Source organism: Indolivaga macrotermitis (assembly GCF_900128985.1).
Taxonomy (GTDB): Bacteria; Bacteroidota; Bacteroidia; order Bacteroidales; family Dysgonomonadaceae; genus Dysgonomonas_A; species Dysgonomonas_A macrotermitis.
On record NZ_FQUC01000012.1, the window covers coordinates 38189 to 54673 of the forward strand.

Sequence of the window (16485 nt, forward strand, 5' to 3'; positions counted from 1 at the left end):
GCTATATCCTATAATTTAAAAGATACCATTGATTGTTGGATTAGTTATCAAATTCGACCAAGGCATTCCATCCTATTTTTAACATATGGTGCTATCCTCTTGTTTTTCCATGTGAAAGACAGAGCAATGATCCATATTATTTACACATTGGTTATCAACACCTTATATAAAACCTTAAATTTAATATTATGAGTAAAAAATGGACTGTCTGCCTCATTGGCATTTTGGGAGGGATTTCGCTTGCTCTTGTACAGAACAAGGTCTCCCCGTGTATTACTCTTATAATGGATGCTTTCGACATCAGTATGTCTAAAGCCGGATTATTAAGTTCTATCTTCGCTATTATGGGTATGCTGGCTGCATTGCCCTCATCTATCATCATCAAAAAGCTCGGAGTAAAAAAAGCCGGACTGTTTTCTCTTTTGTTCGCTATTGTAGGCTCTTTGGTAGGGGTCACAACTAGTAGTGTAACCGTTCTTATTATCAGCCGTGTAATCGAAGGATTCGGCGTAGGTGTCATTGCGGTTATCGCACCTTCTCTCATCTCGATGTGGTTTCCGCCTGCCAAAAGAGGCTTACCAATGGGTATATGGGGATCGTGGATGATGGTGTCGCAGGCTGTACTCTTCATTATCAATGCACCTCTTACACAACGGTACGGATGGCAAGGGATGTGGTGGTTCGGACTGGGAGTCTGTATACTGATGGCTGTCCTGTGGATTATCTTTATAGATACGCCTTCGAAAGAAGAAAACCACGCGAATATCGAATCGCAAACCGTTTCTATCAAAGAAGGAATCAACTCTAAAACCGTCTGGATACTGGGTCTTGTAGCTACCTGCTTTACTTTCATTTCGTTTGGGTTCGTTACATGGATTTCATCTTACTGGAGCAGTATTACAGGCTGGTCTATTAATGAGACAAATAGCTGGATAAGCCTGCTCTATACTGTAGAGATTGCATATGCCATTATAGTCGGCTTTATTCTCAATAAAGTAAAAAACAGGACAAAATTCCTCGTTATCGGATTCATAATCTACGCATTGGTAGCATTCTTGTGCTTCGAAGCCAAAGCTACTGCTATGATTATAGCCCTCGTATTTATTTACCCGATGTTCGACGCACAGATACCCTGTACGTTATGGACTCTCGGGCCACAAATAGCAAAAAGACCCGAATTGGCAGGTGTTGCACTCGGTGTATTAAATATTGGTTTGAATTTAGGCACTATTATCGGTGCGCCGGTAACAGGTTGGTCTGTCGAATCGTTCGGCTGGTCAGGCGCATCCATACTATTTGCATCCATTGCTCTTATCGGTGGAGCATTTGCCACGCGGGTCAAAATTCAGTCTTAACTACTTACCAAAAAACATTTTTTATTAACCTCAAAAAATTATGATTATGCACAAAATTATTGATTTTCATTCGCATTTAGGAGACATCTTTATGTATCGCAAAAATGTTATTTACGATCCATGTACCAAGTTGCCGGCAGGTTCTTACGATCCGTTCGATCAACACGCTCTCGACAGGTTCGAAGGCCCTTTTCTCGATCCCAATAAACCCGAAGAGGTGAAAAATGTTATCGATATGACAGCCCTTGTTAGCTGGACATGTACTTTGGAAAGACTTACCAGACATCTGGACGCAAGTAACATTACCAATGTTTGTATGTATCCGGTTGCACCGAATATCTTCTTCGAAGATTATCTGGCTGCATCAAAAATCGAAACCCGGATTATTCCGTTCACGTGTATAGACCCTCGCCTGAGCCCCGAACAAGTAGGAGAACAGGTTCTTCGCGACTATCACAGGGGAGCAAAAGGATTGAAGATACATCCGATATTGCAAAAGCTATCATTGAGCGACGCACGCGTTATAGCTGCCCTCGAAGCATGGGAACAAACAGGCTTATGCGTAGTCAGCCACACAGGTATCAACTCCTATTATCCGCCGGCTCTTTCTGTTGACAATGAGGTGCCCGAAAACGGAGACGTTAAGTACTTCATAGAATTGGCTAAGAAATTCCCGAAGATTCCTATGGTCGCTGCTCATGCAGGAGGTTTGACCGGAGGCGAAGAGGATATTCTGTCAGAAGGAATGAAAGGATACGACAACCTGTGGGTAGATACTACTTTCCGCTCGGTAGACGGTATGAAGAAACTGGTCAAAGTTTTTGGCGAAGACAGGGTATTGTTCGGTGTAGACAGGCCTTTCAGCCGTACAGACACATCGGTTGAAATCTGTTTCGAAGCCTTCGGACAATGGACTGCCCTTTCCGAAAAAATAATGTACACTAACGCCGCCAAGATTATGCAAATGATCTAAAACACACTTACTACAACAGGCTGGTGCGTTATACAATAGCGATTCCGATATAACTAACACCAGCCTGTTTCTTTTTTAACCTTAAATTTAATACTATGATGAACACTCGATGTTTTATTCTTCTAGGTTTTCTTTGCTTCAGTGTGTTAGGTTATTCGCAGAGTGATAAGCTCGAAATAGGGCTGAATTTCGAAACCAGCCATGTTATCGAAGGACAGGTTATTTCGGATATGCCCACAGTAGAGGGTTATCTTAAGTACAGGGTAGTACCATCTTTTGTGATCACGGGAGAAGGACGGGCTGCAATTGCCGAAAAAAACGGCAGCCATTATAAGGAAATCCTCTGGTCTCTGGCTTACGAAAAGCCGCGTCTTTATCTGGCATTATTCAGCATCTACAACTTTGCTCTCGATCCGGATGGCAACTACTTTAATTTCAGCAAAAAGAAGACCAATCATTTTCTCGAAATAATAACAATAGGAAAACCGTTTAGAAACAACGCATTTACCATAAATTACAATGTTTATATACTCGGTAAACATGACCTCAGGTACGATAGTGAGAATAAAGCGAAGCAGCAATATACATCTTATCTCGAATTCAGTTATCCGTTTACGGCATACGATGTAGCGATCAATCCTTTTGTAGGGAGCGGCTTTGCCCTGAATGGAGCCAAAGGTCACTATACAGTACTTACTGTTGGCGACTCGGGGTCACATTTCAATGGATTTAGGGTTGTGAATGTAGGTGTTTCTCTCAGTAAGGATATTAAAATCGGTAACTATAAGATACCGCTAACGATTAGCCCTAATTTTAATCCTTCGGGACAGTACGCCCATGTACAAGTCAAAATCAAATTGCTTTAAATCAAAGCAATTAAAAACGGAAAGAGTTGTGGTATTTATCACAACTCTTTTTTTTTATTACGAACTTCAAATTCAGTTCATTTTGAAAGTATAATACCAACCGAATAAAATAGTTATTGAGTATATTTGCCATAACCTAAATAACACAACCGAGACAGAAAAATAGCATAAACAAAGTACTACATTATATATAAAACCAATAACTTAAAGTTAGACTATGAGTGCAATGAAAACACCCGGAGTGTATATCGTAGAAAAAAATGCATTCCCCAATTCGGTAGTTGAAGTAGCTACGGCCATCCCTGCTTTTATAGGTTATACCGAGAAAGCGATGAGTGATAATAAATCGTTGCTGAACAAACCATGGCGTATAACGTCTATGGCAGAATTCAGGACATATTTCGGTGAAGCGCCCAAACCTAAATTTACCTTAACTGAGGATACGAAAACTCCATCTCTTATCTTCAACGGAAAAAGTTATGCATTGGATCGTACAGATAAGTATATACTGTATTATAATATGCTACTTTTTTATGCTAATGGCGGAGGTTCATGTTATGTGGTGTCAGTTGGTGATTATACTGCTGATATAGAAAAAGAAAAGCTGGAGCAAGGCATGATTCCTTTAGTTAAAGAGTCAGAACCTACAATGGTAATTATACCCGAAGCAGTAACACTTAAAGCTGAGGACTGTTACGCACTGCAAGCCTCTATGTTAAAACATTGCGGTTATGAAACGAAAAACCGGTTTGCCATACTTGATATCCATAATGGATACAAAGAAAGGAACTCTCCTGATGGAGACGTTATTGATCTATTTAGAAATAATATAGGCAATGAGTTTCTTGATTCCGGAGCTGCATACTATCCATGGATCAATGCATCTATCGTACAGGAGAACGAATTTAATTTCGAGAATTTGGATATTGCTAACTTGCAGGCTTTACTAAAAAAAGAGCTGGAACTGACTTCTTTTGATCAGGATAAGAAAGCCACAATACAAGCCTATATTGATGGATTGAAAAAAGGATTGTCAGATGTTGAACAAAGTACACTTCACAAAGTACTATCCCAATTAAGCCCATTATACAGAAATATAATGAACGAAATACGGATAACACTTAATCGGCTGCCGGTATCGGCTGCCATGGCAGGCATATATACAATGGTAGATAATACCAAAGGCGTTTGGAAAGCTCCTGCAAATACCGGAATCTCAGCGGCAATCAGTCCGACTGTAAATATTTCTCACGAAGGACAGGAAGATCTGAATGTGCCGTTAAGCGGAAAAGCGGTAAATGCTATCCGCACATTCACAGGAGAAGGTATAAAAGTATGGGGAGCACGTACTCTGGATGGAAATTCTCTCGATTGGAGATATATCAATGTAAGGCGGACAATGATTATGTTGCAGGAATCTGTAAAAAATGCTGCACTCGCATATGTCTTCGAACCGAATGAAGCCAATACATGGGTTAGCGTAAAAAGCATGATATCCAATTTCCTCAATAGTATATGGAAACGTGGAGGATTGGCCGGTGCTGTACCTGACGACGCTTATAGCGTACATGTAGGATTAGGAGAAACAATGACTCCCGAAGATATACTCGAAGGTACAATGCGCATAACGGTATTAGTTGCCATTGTACGCCCTGCTGAATTTCTTGAAATTACATTCCAACAACAAATGCAAAAGAGTTAACAATTATATATAAACTTCCGGGTTGTATTAATTATAAAATCAAATTACTTAAAAACGAAAAGAGTTGCGGTACATACCACAACTCTTTTTTTATCGGGTTTGGGTTCAATTCATTTTGAAAGTATAATAGCAACCGAATAAAGCAGTTATTTCATATATTTGTCATAACCTAAACAATATTATCGATGCAGGAAGATAGAATAAACAAAGCTCTGGAACTTCACAAACAAGGTTTTAACTGTGCGCAATCGGTTTTTGCAGCTTACGCCGACTTGTATAATCTCGATAACGATACGGCTTTGCGCCTCTCCACTTCTTTCGGCGGAGGTATCGGCGGCATGCGCCATGTGTGCGGTGCGGTTTCGGGCATGGCTATGATTGCCGGACTCGAAACCGGAACATCTACTCCCCATGATAAAGAAGGCAAAAAGCAAAATTATGAACAGGTGAAACTTTTAGCTGAAAAATTCGAAAAAGAGCACGGTTCTATTATCTGCAAACAACTTTTAGGTCTGGAAGAGTGCGCAACGGTTGTCAAAAAGAAACCTTGTAATGAGTATATCCGTTATTGCGCCCAACTGATAGAGGAAAACTTATTACAAAACACATAATCCCATATTTTATACCTCCCTTTCGACAATCGGTTAAAACTGCCGGATGTCGATTTCCCCATCAAGTAAAGGTTTTACCTGCTGCACAAAATCGTGAAAAGCCGGGGTATTGCAATGTGCGCTGAAAGCTTCATCGTTGATATACTCCTCATATACAATAAATTCCGAAGGATTCTCCACATTCCTGTACACGTTATAAGACAAATTTCCGGATTCGGTCTTGGCTGCCTCTATCAATGGGGACACCAATGATAAATATTCGTTCTCTTTGCCTTTAACAATACGCACTTTAGCTAATACATTTTTCTGTTTCATAGTCAATATTTCTGTTTAATTTTATTGTTAATATCCATCAGTAGTTGAAAGGAGTTCTTTTCAATTATTAATACTTATTTCTTTACTGCGCGTAATAGGAGATTGTTTTCACTCTATTTTATTAATAACGCCCGTCAGGTTCTGACATCGACGTAAAGCTCGGGGCACCCGTTGTGAGAAGAAAGCGTGAAAAGACAAAAGGACTGCTACAAAAAACGTATTCTTTTGTCTTAGCTTTCGAACACGTAACGGGTCGGGCTTGCAGGTGCAATCTTGATCTTTTGCTTCGTTTTGCATCAAGGCAATTAACAATCGAGGAGCCAAGGCGACTCAAAATGAAGAACAAACCCGATAGGGTGCGTTAGTAAATAAATAAATAAATATTATGTAAAAGCTCCTTTCCTACAACCGAATCGCATTATTTAATACAACAAAAGTAATATCAGATTATATGAGGGACTTTTCTGTATAATTCAAAGAATCTTTCTATTCAGCTCATTTTTTCATTTTTTGTCTGTTTTCGGATGGGGCATATCCGTATTTTTGCTTAAAGAGGCGTGAATAATGCGTTGCATTTTCGAACCCAACCATATAGCAAACATCCGTTATGCTTAATGCAGTATTCAGAAGCAGTTCTTTTGATTTTTCGAGTCTCTTTTCCCTAATCCATTTCGATGGAGGGAGACTGCAAACAGCCATAAAGTCACGTTTGAAACTGGATAAACTTCTGCCCGATAGAAAAGCCAATTCTGGCAAAGAGATGCGCTTAGTATAGTTTTGTTCCATCACGGATATAATGTCAGACTTGATTGGTTGCCTGAGTTGCAGAATCTGTCTCAACAAGCCATTATCAGTCAACGCAAGACCATACAATAATTCCATGATCTTCAGCCGCAACAATCCCTGATCGATATTTTCGGGATTATCGAAATAGGGCTTTATAGAATTCAGATATGCTTTCAGATGCCGGTTTACCGGTTTTGGACAAGTAACTACGGGCTCATCCGTCGGGGTTAGTTTTACATCTGCCATTTTTACGAAATCTTTCAGAAATTCATCTTTCAAAAAGAATAACATACAACCGTAAATATTATTATTGCCGGGATTCCCCTCCTTCCTGAAATCCCATATAGTCGCTTTCTCCAACAATATCATATGGTCTTTACTTACCACATGCTTTCGCCCTCCGTTAGTCAGGGTATTCTCCCCGTCTAATACGAATAACAGCAAATGCTCTTCGAGAAACATGCTTCCTGTACTCTCGCGGGTATGCTCGAAAGAGGCGATAGCCAGAAAGTCGGAAACCCTCAGCAAACCGTAATTGGAGGGAGACTGCATAAAAAAAGCCGGAACTTTAGGGTACTTCATATGCGTTGTTCAAGGTCTTAAAACACGAATTGTCTTACAAATATGCAAAGAAATAATGTGGCGGACAATTTCGGAGGGTATGTTCTCGGGTAAACAAATCGGGTATCTTTTCTTCCATCCTATATAATTATAATAAACAGCAATAAATGGTACGAAAAAAGGAATTACTCCAAGCCATTCTTTGTATCTTTGTAAGACAGGAAGAACCAATCTGCCGGGATGTTTTATCTATAAGGAAAAGGATAAAATATCTTGACTGGTCAAAAACAACAGATAAATAAAAAATAACGAAAATGCGTCACACTTGTCACTTTACAGAGGATAAATCACTGAAAACAAGAATCATGACAGGGTGACAAAAGTGACACGGGTGTCACCTTTTTGTAGAAGGTTGTTTACTTATTGTCACCCGGTAAACCAAGCTAAAACAGAAAATCATAAAACCCATATATAACAAAATGTTACAGTTCAATATCGAGAAACCGAAAGACGAAATCCGTCCTTATTTACAAGAAAAAATAGATAACCTTACCAAGCCTAAAGGCTCCCTCGGGGTACTGGAAGAACTAGCCATGCAGATAGGCTGGGTACAACAGACTTTGGAACCGAAACTGAACCATCCGTGTCATATCGTATTTGCCGGAGACCACGGTATTGCCGCCGAAGGTGTCAGTCCCTCTCCACAGGAAGTTACGTACCAGATGGTCGCCAACTTTTGGGCAGGCGGCGCAGGCATCAATTTTCTGGCACGTCAGCACCAGATCGATCTACAGGTGGTGGATGCAGGTGTAAACTTCGACTTCAAGCCCGAAGATCCTATTATCGACAAAAAGATACGTAAAAGTACCTGCAATTACCTGCACGAGGCTGCTATGACCCGCGAAGAGATGGAGTCGGCCATAGCACGTGGCGCCGAATGTACGCAGGCTTGTTTCGACAAGGGTTGTAATATCATAGGCTTCGGCGAGATGGGAATCACCAATACATCGTCTTCTGCCCTTTGGATGTCTTATATGGCAAACGTACCTTTAGCGGATTGTGTAGGTGCAGGTTGTGACGATTCGGGTAAGATAATCGAACACAAGTATAAAGTACTGAAACAGGCTCAGGAAAACTACAAAGGCGATGCTTCGCCCGAAGATATTATCCGTTATTTCGGTGGATTCGAAATGGTAATGGCAGTCGGTGCTATGCTGAAAGCTGCCGAACTGAAAATGCTTATCCTTATAGACGGGTTTATCATGACCAACTGCCTTCTGGCTGCATCCAAATTAAATCCTAATGTTCTCCATTATGCTATATTCGGACATCAGGGAGACGAAACAGGGCATAAACTGATACTGGAGCACCTGAATGCAAGACCAATACTTCACCTAAGCTTCCGCCTCGGAGAAGGAACCGGAGCTTTGTGTGCATATCCTATAATTGATTCATCCGTGCGGATGATCAACGAGATGAATTCGTTCAAGAAAATACAGGTGACTAAATACTTTTAATGGAAAACGGGAGGACTCGATGCTTAAGTCCTCCCGTTCTTTATATTCTATTACAACACCAGTTCTTTGAACAGACACCGGGCTGTATCGTCTAAGTTTTCCGAAAATCCGGGATGAGGTCTCGATGTCTGAATACAAGCACTTTTCACGGCGGTCAGCCATCTGAACCGTTCGGGTATATCAAGCCGGGCAATAGCTCCTCCGTCTTTGTCTCCATTAGCGATCTTTTCGAATGCGATCAAAGCTTCCCTTGCCGCATCCAAATCCAGTTCGCTACAGAAATGGCCGAGGCGGTTTTCGTCAAAAGCATATAACATCCTGATATACTTCGCCTTTTTCGAAAACAGTATAATGCCTGTATTGACGAACTCTTCTCGTTCGACTTTGGGCACAATACGTATTACGGCATATTCATATAAGTGCTTCTCTGGCATGCTTAGCTTCGTTTACGAACAAACCGGAATGCCGGATTCGCTCTGTTAAGAAATCATAGTACACATTCTTAATATCTTCGGGAGTCTCTTCTTCCCCACCCCAGTTCAACCAGTCATCGGGCAGAAGATCTACAATCTCCCTGATCTTCTTATCGGTCAGCAATTCTTTGAATTCTTTATCGACCCTATCCAACTCCGAAGCCTGAGACAATAACACATGGTCTTTGATCTGTGGAAAGGGGCTGAGGGCATACTTTTCCCAATTGACCCACGAATGATGGAAGTAGAGCGATGCTCCGTGGTCTATCAGCCACAACTCTTTGTGCCAAAACAGCATATTGGTATTACGGGCTGTACGGTCTACATTGGTCAGGAAAGCGTCCAGCCATACAACTTGCGAAGCAAGCAAGGGATCTACAGTGGTCATCACCGGATCGAAAGTTAATGCTCCCGACAGGAAGTGCAATCCTAGATTCAGACCGCGGCTGCCTTGCAGGAGGTCTTGTATCTCCTCATCGCCTTCGGTACGTCCGAAAGCCTCATCGAGGTGTATAAAAACATATTCGGGAACCCTGAATCCCAGAGTGTGGGCAACCGCCCCACCAAGCAATTCGGAGACAAGAGCTTTCGTGCCATGCCCTGTGCCCCTGAATTTCAGTACATATTTGAATCCGTCGTCGGCATCAGCCAATGCCGGCAGCGATCCGCCTTCACGTAGAGGCATTATATACCGGATAACATTTACGGTACGTAGATTCATCTTTTTACAACCTTTCTTTTTTTAGGGTAGTAAAGATAGGGGTTTCTTTTTGATTGGATATATTCCGTCCACAAACTATTTTAATGACTATATTTGGAAAACGTTTGGTTAAACAACTGACTATGAAAACTTACGGAACATTTACTTTAATTGCGATACTAGGGCTCCTTTTTCTCTCCATATTTGCAAACATCTACGAGTTTCCGGAAGATGAAGCCGCAGGCAATATTAATGCCGACGGTACATTGGTGCTGTCGGTTATCTATTTTCTTATAAGCTTATTAGCTGTAATATATGGTATCCGAAACGGTTTGAGGAAGAACTTCTTTTTAGCTTATCTTATTTACCTGATAGGTGCATTCTCCTTTCTGAGGCTTGTTTATATACTGATATTCTATTTTCAGGGATAACTTACTGGTGTATCTTAATAATCTTTGCGGATTATCTTAAGGAAAGAAAGAACCCTTTTGTCCCTTGCTCCATAGTTTTCAACCATCAGGTAGAGCGACCGTTTATATACGTTACGCACCATAGATTGGTCTGTTTTCTTCCAGAGTAATTTAAGATGAGGCAATAAGCCTTTCGATCCTAATGTTTGCGCGACCGATTCGTCGGGGTATTGTTCCAAACGACGTATATACCACATCATCTTTCGCACAGCCTTTTCGTGTTCATTACATAAACGGATAGGGTTGATCATATCTTCGATTGTCAGATATTCGAGAGTAATATTTACTGTATTATCCTTTTTCCATCCTCTTATTTCTGCTGCTGATAATGCTGTATTATGACGTGTATGTTTTTCTGCGAGCTTATTCTCAGATTGTATTGTAGTCGAAACGCTAGTAGTTGCTATTGGCTTAGCCTGCTTCCCAAATAGTCTTCTGAAAACTGATATCCAGACCCTAAGTCCCAGCGACCCGTATTTCAAATATATAATAATGACTACACCAAACATCAGTACTATAACAACTACAGCTATAGTCAGTATATCGTTATAGCGCTTAGACTTGGCTGCTGTCTGCTCCCGTTCTTCATTTCTTTTTTCAACATCCAATTCTTTTCGTTTTTGTAGCTTGACCTGATTGGCATTTAACAAAATACGAACCGATCTTTCGGCATCGGCGATTTGGTCTCTTTCGCCTTTTCTGATCTCATTATCCTCTTCTTTAAACTTCCGGATTTCTCTCTTCCGATAACTTTCTACAAAATCGACCATTTCGTCAATATCCCAGTCTATAGAATTTTGTCCGTCGATAATTCGAGCGCGGAAAGGGGAAGCCACCGACAGGTTACTCACACTTATTTCCACTCCCTGATCCACCCAGAAATCTACTACCCTGAATAACACCTCCCGGTACATTCCTTCGGTATAGGTAGCCTGTGCCACAGTCGCCAATATACTGCGTGCTGTACGGCTGGTAGCTTTGGCTCCATGGCGGGATAAATAGTGAAGCATTACAGGATCCAGATTTTGAGATGCCACATACAACGGGCTTTCTGCTTCATTTTCGGGATTCAGGCTAACACCTTTACGTACAAGAATATCTACAAGTGTCGTATCTCCGCTTTCTATAGCAATATCAAGTACTGTACGCCCTTGCAGTCCTGCCATAATTTCATTAGCCTCAGTATCTCCGTATTTTCCCTCTTGTTTAATCCTGTAATTTACATTTGCACCTTTTGAGGCCAGCAATTGGGCTACACGTTTAGATTTATCCCTTATCGCTAACATTAACAAGCTTTGCCCGTAATAGTCGGTTATATCAGGTGATACACGCTGAAGCAGATAGTTTGTGACCTGGGTATAATTATTTTGACGAACAGCAGACAGCAACCCCTGCTCCATCTCTGAAGTTGCTCTTTGTTGGGCATATCCATTTAAGGGCAGAACACCGACAACAAACAATATATATAAATACAACCGGCTCACTGATTATTCTTTCTGTTCTTCTTCTCCGATTTGCGCATAGGCTTATTTCCTCTGCGGGGTTTAGGCACAGGCTTATTCATTGTTTCCAAGAATGAAAGTACACGGCTGTCTTTTGTTGCATAATTTTCGGCCATCAGATACAACGAACGTTTATAAACCTCACGTATCATATATACGTCTACACTTGCCCATAATAACTCGAGATGAGGAAATAGACCTGCTTCGCCCAATGTCCCGGCTACCGCTTCATCTGTATATTGTTCCAGACGGCGCATATACCACATCATGCGGCGGATAGCTTTTTCGTGTTCGTTTTGCAAACGGATCGGATTGATCATATCTTCGATAGTAAGATACTCCACTTTGAGACCTATAGTATCGTCAACCGTCCATCCTCTCTTATTATTAGCAGATATAGTTGTGATTGTCGGTTTGGGTTTATGCTTCTCCTCTTGCACGGGAGAAGGCTTAGCAGGCTGAACATTGGCCGGTTTCGGCTTGGTTTGCTGATTTCTTCTGTTCTGATTCTGATTTTGCCGGTTATTCTGTGTATTATTTTGATTCTGTTGATTTTGATTATTCCGGTTTCTTGAAGGAGGCGGAGCCTGTCCCGACAATTTTCGGTAAAACGAAACCCATACAGCCCATTCCAAAGAACCATATCTTTTATAGACAAATAACATCAGAGCAAAAACGCAGATACCCAGCCCTGCCAAAATTCCCCGCCGGTACGTACTCTCCTTCTCTGATAACAAGTCTTTCTCAAACAGATTCTCCTGAGCTCTCTTATGGGCTTCGCTGAATAAGCTATCTATTTCGGATTCGGACCTCGAATCTTCGTACCCGGTACTCATTGGAATCCGGTTACTCTGACTATTCAACGAACGGCGAGTAACGGTTGGCTCATCACTCCTCTCCTCTACAACCTGGTCTTGTTTATCAGTCAACCATTTGTTATAGCTATTAACCATATTAGGAATCGCTGATTTCTGATATGAGGAAATGTTTTTTGCAAATGTTGACTTCAACAAGTTTTCCTCAGATATCTCAACCCCATAATTATCCCAAAAATTAACAATATGTACATTCAAAGAATTACCCCGGACAGCCGAAATCTGAGTATTTCTCAATATACTCATTACTAATATATCACGTGCTATCGCTTTCGACACTTTAGCTCCTTTCTCAGAGAGGTACATCAGCATTGCATAATCATTATTTTGAGAAGCATTACGTAAAGGATTCAAGATTCCCTCCGATGGATTAATCTTGGCTCCGGCATCCAATATCATATCCACCATATCGGTATCACGCGTATCAACAGCAAAATCGAGTACCGATAAACCGCTTAACATCAGCATCCTCACTGCACTTTTATCCGTCCCGTAATCTGCTTTTGTATTGACTCTATAATTCACTTTGGCTTTCCGTTCGAGTAATAGCTTTACGATCGGTTTATTTTCATTACGGACTGCATACATCAAAAGATTGACACCATAATCGTCCGTAATATCGGGAGAGACCTTTGCATCCAATGCTGATCTGATATCCTGCAACCGGTTTGATTTTACAGCCTCCAACAATGCCATTTCGGCGGCTGTCGACGCTTCTTTTTGAGCATATCCACAGACCGGCACGATAAAAAATAATAAGAATATATATAAATACGATCGGTTCATCTTTTCTTTTTTACTTTGCTATTTCTCTTCTTCGTCATTGTCTCCAAAAACACCAATACCCTATCGTCTCTGGTTCCATAATTCTCGACCATTATCCTAAACGACCGTTTATAAACATCACGCACCATAGACACATCTATTTTTCGCCACAGAGTATTAAGATGAGGTAATAATCCCTTCTCTCCTAACCTTCCGGCAACAGCCTCATCGGTATGTTGTTCCAAACGTCGCATGTACCACATCATCCGTCGAACAGCTTTTTCGTGCTCATTGCACAGCCGGATAGGATTGATCATATCTTCTATTGTCAGAATATCTACTTTTATATTAAATGTATTATCGGCAGACCATCCCCGCAGATTGTTGCGTGGTTGCTTATTTGGAGTCTGCACGGGTTTAATCGGTCTGGCTTCGCGGACAGGCTTTGGCTGAACCACAGGCTGAGGATTCGGATTAACCGGTTTCTTTACAAATTTAGTACGGATAGTTTTCCATAATACATCAAATGATCCATATCTGACATACACAAAAAGAGGGATGCTAACACAACTGAGAATAACGATCATAATTATTTCCGGAGCTTTGACACCCGAAGCCTCCTCTTCCGTCAGAGACTCTTCTTCATTTTCTGACTCCTGTTGCCGTTGATGGGCTGTTATGAGGCTATCCACATCCAAACGATACAAATTCAAATCATCATAAAGCCCCTCTTGCTCCTGCAGTCTTACTGCTTCTTCTTTCTTCCATATATCATATTGCTTGACAAATTTACTCAATTCGCCTTCCGGATGATCATAAAACTTATAGTATGCAGACTTCGATAAATTATCTTCTGTGATTTCAACACCATGGTCTTCCCAAAACTTAATCACCATAAAATAAGAACTGGCCTCGGGCGATAATAATATAAAATCAATAGCCATCATTGCAATGTCCTCAGCCCTGTTTCGTGAAACACGGGCGCCTTTATCCGAAAGAAAGATAAGCATACTATAATCTTTATTCTGGGATGCTTTGACCAAAGGACTTTCCATTTCATCTTTCAGATTAAGTATTGCACCTTTTTCCAAAAGAAGATCTACAATAACCGTATTACGGCTATCTACCGCAAAGTCAAGTACAGATGTGCCCTTCAGTCCTAACAATTTAGACCTGACCTTAGCATTCGTATAGGCCGAGATATTATCGATTCTGTAATTTACATTAGCCCCTTGACGAATAAGTAATCCAATCATTTTCTGATCTTTGTTTTCAATTGCCTTCATAAGCAGGCTTACTCCATATTCGTCTGTCAGGTTAGCCGAAAGACCGGATCTGAGAAAAGACTCTGTTTCCTTATACTTATTTTCCTCTACAGCTGTCAATAAGATCTTTTCTTCTCTGGTAATCGCTTCCTGTTGAGCATAACTATGGAATGAAAACAAAGAGAGGATAAACATAATCGAAAGAAAGAACCATTTAACCTTTGACCTTTTCTTTCTTCTATCCATCCTTTTTAAGAATTTAAATACCCTGTCGTCCCTCTGTCCATAATCTTTGACCATAAGGTAAAGAGAGCGTTTATACACATCCCTGATTACAGACATATCAACCTTCTCCAGAAGAAGATCCAGATGAGGAAGTAATCCCTTTTCCCCTAATCTCCCGGCAACAGCCTCATCGGTATGTTGCTCCAAACGGCGCATATACCACATCATCCGTCGAACAGCTTTTTCGTGCTCATTGCACAGCCGGATAGGATTGATCATATCTTCTATTGTCAGAATATCTACTTTTATATTAAATGTATTATCAACAGACCATCCTTTCGGATTTTCCGGTAGTTCTTTTTTTCTTGTAAGCCTCTGTAGTAATGCAGGCTTCTCTTCGGTCTGAGTACCTGTTATCGTACGCCTATTTATAAAGGATGCGACCTTCTTAAATATTCTTTCATGCAGGAACTCTCTTATTCGTACAAGCCCGTATCTATTATACACATATACCAAAGCACATAACATAAGCACTATCCCGATAACGAGGTTCCTCCAAACGCTAAAATTATAAAGTTCTATTTCCCGAGCTTCTCTTTTCTCATCCTCATATGCTGTCGCTGATTGGTGCGTTTTCCGGATTTCACGGTCATTCCAGTATTGAGCGATATACTTCTCTTTTTCCCATACAGCCCTTTGGTCTCTAAACTCTTTTTCCTCAGGTGACTCTTCATCTATTCTGGCGTGCCTTTCATGATAAGCAAACATAAAGTCATCTATTGCCCTTGTGCTCCACTCCCTGTCGTATCTTCTCATCGAAGATGGCATATTATAATAAATCCGTGCCGACTGTTCTAAATTTGCGGGAACAATAGCTAGCTTTTGATAGCTCTTCCAAAGATCCACAACCCTGAAAAAAGATTCTTCAACTAGTAGAATTCCCTGATATTTAGAAATAACCGTCGTACCCAGTATATCCCAAGCTATTCTGTCAGAAACCCTCGCCTTGTTACGGAACAAGTATCCAAGCATCTCATAATCGAGATTCTCAGAGGCTATGAGCAAAGGACTTTCTGACTCATTTTCAGGATTAAGTTCTGCTCCTCGTTTCAACAACATATCCACAATAGTCGTATCTCCTGTCTGAACAGCAAAATAAAGTACATTCAAACCGAATAACTCGGTATTTATATTCCGGACATTCTGTATCCCTTCGGTATTTCTAGTATTGATCTTATAATTTACATCAGCACCTTTAGAGAGTAACAATTCGATTACATCTTCATATTCATCTTGTACAGCCAGCATCAAAAGACTTTGCTCATAAATATCGGTAATATCAGGAGACACTCCTATATCCAGACAATAAGCAGCAGACTCATAATCACCATATTGAACTGCTCTCAGCAATTCCTTTTCCGATTCGGATACTGCCGGTTTCCGGACACAAGCTAGCAAACCGAAAGCTATAAATGCAATCAGCAGAAACAATGGCTTGTGAGCACGGATAAACCTCATAGGCGA

14 protein-coding genes are annotated in these 16485 nt (G+C 40.9%); 7 read left to right on the plus strand and 7 right to left on the minus strand.

What is annotated here, in order from left to right; genetic code table 11:
* Positions 1–188: 188 nt before the first annotated feature.
* From BUC12_RS14455 to BUC12_RS14475, 5 genes are all read left to right on the plus strand, one after another.
* On the plus strand, positions 189–1355 hold the full coding sequence (locus BUC12_RS14455; RefSeq protein ID WP_073357324.1) for an MFS transporter: 1167 nt from the start codon (positions 189–191) through the stop codon (positions 1353–1355).
* Between the two features lie 46 nt (positions 1356–1401).
* The gene (locus BUC12_RS14460; protein WP_157257537.1) at positions 1402–2328 is read left to right on the plus strand and encodes an amidohydrolase family protein; all 927 of its coding nucleotides are present in this window, start codon (positions 1402–1404) and stop codon (positions 2326–2328) included.
* A gap of 95 nt (positions 2329–2423) precedes the next feature.
* Positions 2424–3194, plus strand: a complete 771-nt coding sequence (locus tag BUC12_RS14465) for a hypothetical protein (RefSeq protein ID WP_062180910.1) — start codon at positions 2424–2426, stop codon at positions 3192–3194.
* 217 nt (positions 3195–3411) lie between these two features.
* Positions 3412–4896, plus strand: a complete 1485-nt coding sequence (locus BUC12_RS14470) for a phage tail sheath family protein (protein WP_062180906.1) — start codon at positions 3412–3414, stop codon at positions 4894–4896.
* 185 nt (positions 4897–5081) lie between these two features.
* Positions 5082–5507, plus strand: coding sequence for a C-GCAxxG-C-C family protein (locus BUC12_RS14475; RefSeq protein ID WP_062180903.1), 426 nt, complete (start codon positions 5082–5084; stop codon positions 5505–5507).
* Between the two features lie 33 nt (positions 5508–5540).
* Here the strand turns inward: BUC12_RS14475 and BUC12_RS14480 are convergent, their stop codons facing one another.
* Positions 5541–5822, minus strand: a complete 282-nt coding sequence (locus tag BUC12_RS14480; protein ID WP_062180900.1) for a putative quinol monooxygenase — start codon at positions 5820–5822, stop codon at positions 5541–5543.
* 495 nt (positions 5823–6317) lie between these two features.
* On the minus strand, positions 6318–7190 hold the full coding sequence (locus BUC12_RS14485) for a helix-turn-helix domain-containing protein (protein WP_062180897.1): 873 nt from the start codon (positions 7188–7190) through the stop codon (positions 6318–6320).
* Positions 7191–7648: 458 nt separating this feature from the next.
* Here BUC12_RS14485 and cobT point away from each other — a divergent pair, with 458 nt between their 5' ends.
* Positions 7649–8686 carry a nicotinate-nucleotide--dimethylbenzimidazole phosphoribosyltransferase gene (gene cobT / locus BUC12_RS14490; protein WP_062180894.1) on the plus strand — a complete coding sequence of 346 codons (1038 nt, stop codon included), beginning with the start codon at positions 7649–7651 and terminating at the stop codon, positions 8684–8686.
* 50 nt (positions 8687–8736) lie between these two features.
* On the opposite strand, the gene BUC12_RS14495 is transcribed toward cobT, so the two are convergent.
* Complete coding sequence (locus tag BUC12_RS14495; protein ID WP_062180891.1) at positions 8737–9120, minus strand: DUF3037 domain-containing protein; 384 nt, start codon at positions 9118–9120, stop codon at positions 8737–8739.
* Positions 9098–9880 (minus strand): HipA family kinase, encoded by a 783-nt coding sequence (locus tag BUC12_RS14500; protein ID WP_062180888.1) that lies wholly within the window; start codon positions 9878–9880, stop codon positions 9098–9100. The genes BUC12_RS14495 and BUC12_RS14500 overlap by 23 nt, the downstream gene beginning before the upstream one ends.
* An 83-nt stretch (positions 9881–9963) precedes the next feature.
* Here BUC12_RS14500 and BUC12_RS14505 point away from each other — a divergent pair, with 83 nt between their 5' ends.
* Positions 9964–10290: a hypothetical protein gene (locus BUC12_RS14505; protein ID WP_073357325.1), complete on the plus strand. Its 327-nt coding sequence runs from the start codon at positions 9964–9966 to the stop codon at positions 10288–10290.
* Positions 10291–10304: 14 nt separating this feature from the next.
* On the opposite strand, the gene BUC12_RS14510 is transcribed toward BUC12_RS14505, so the two are convergent.
* Genes BUC12_RS14510 through BUC12_RS14520 form a run of 3 tightly spaced genes read right to left on the minus strand, consistent with a single transcriptional unit; the run spans position 10305 to position 16479 of the window.
* Positions 10305–11813 (minus strand): ankyrin repeat domain-containing protein, encoded by a 1509-nt coding sequence (locus BUC12_RS14510; RefSeq protein WP_062180882.1) that lies wholly within the window; start codon positions 11811–11813, stop codon positions 10305–10307.
* A complete protein-coding gene (locus BUC12_RS14515) occupies positions 11810–13492 on the minus strand; it encodes an ankyrin repeat domain-containing protein (RefSeq protein WP_062180879.1) in 1683 nt (560 codons plus the stop codon). Before BUC12_RS14515 ends, BUC12_RS14510 begins: the two co-directional genes overlap by 4 nt.
* Complete coding sequence (locus BUC12_RS14520; protein WP_062180876.1) at positions 13489–16479, minus strand: ankyrin repeat domain-containing protein; 2991 nt, start codon at positions 16477–16479, stop codon at positions 13489–13491. The genes BUC12_RS14515 and BUC12_RS14520 overlap by 4 nt, the downstream gene beginning before the upstream one ends.
* Positions 16480–16485 lie beyond the last annotated feature (6 nt).

Coding starts and splice junctions, on each gene's coding strand:
- BUC12_RS14455 (WP_073357324.1), top strand. CDS start 189: ATGAGTAAAAAATGGACTGTCTGCCTCATTGGCATTTTGGGAGGGATT.
- BUC12_RS14460 (WP_157257537.1), top strand. CDS start 1,402: ATGCACAAAATTATTGATTTTCATTCGCATTTAGGAGACATCTTTATG.
- BUC12_RS14465 (WP_062180910.1), top strand. CDS start 2,424: ATGATGAACACTCGATGTTTTATTCTTCTAGGTTTTCTTTGCTTCAGT.
- BUC12_RS14470 (WP_062180906.1), top strand. CDS start 3,412: ATGAGTGCAATGAAAACACCCGGAGTGTATATCGTAGAAAAAAATGCA.
- BUC12_RS14475 (WP_062180903.1), top strand. CDS start 5,082: ATGCAGGAAGATAGAATAAACAAAGCTCTGGAACTTCACAAACAAGGT.
- BUC12_RS14480 (WP_062180900.1), bottom strand. CDS start 5,822: ATGAAACAGAAAAATGTATTAGCTAAAGTGCGTATTGTTAAAGGCAAA.
- BUC12_RS14485 (WP_062180897.1), bottom strand. CDS start 7,190: ATGAAGTACCCTAAAGTTCCGGCTTTTTTTATGCAGTCTCCCTCCAAT.
- cobT (WP_062180894.1), top strand. CDS start 7,649: ATGTTACAGTTCAATATCGAGAAACCGAAAGACGAAATCCGTCCTTAT.
- BUC12_RS14495 (WP_062180891.1), bottom strand. CDS start 9,120: ATGCCAGAGAAGCACTTATATGAATATGCCGTAATACGTATTGTGCCC.
- BUC12_RS14500 (WP_062180888.1), bottom strand. CDS start 9,880: ATGAATCTACGTACCGTAAATGTTATCCGGTATATAATGCCTCTACGT.
- BUC12_RS14505 (WP_073357325.1), top strand. CDS start 9,964: ATGACTATATTTGGAAAACGTTTGGTTAAACAACTGACTATGAAAACT.
- BUC12_RS14515 (WP_062180879.1), bottom strand. CDS start 13,492: ATGAACCGATCGTATTTATATATATTCTTATTATTTTTTATCGTGCCG.
- BUC12_RS14520 (WP_062180876.1), bottom strand. CDS start 16,479: ATGAGGTTTATCCGTGCTCACAAGCCATTGTTTCTGCTGATTGCATTT.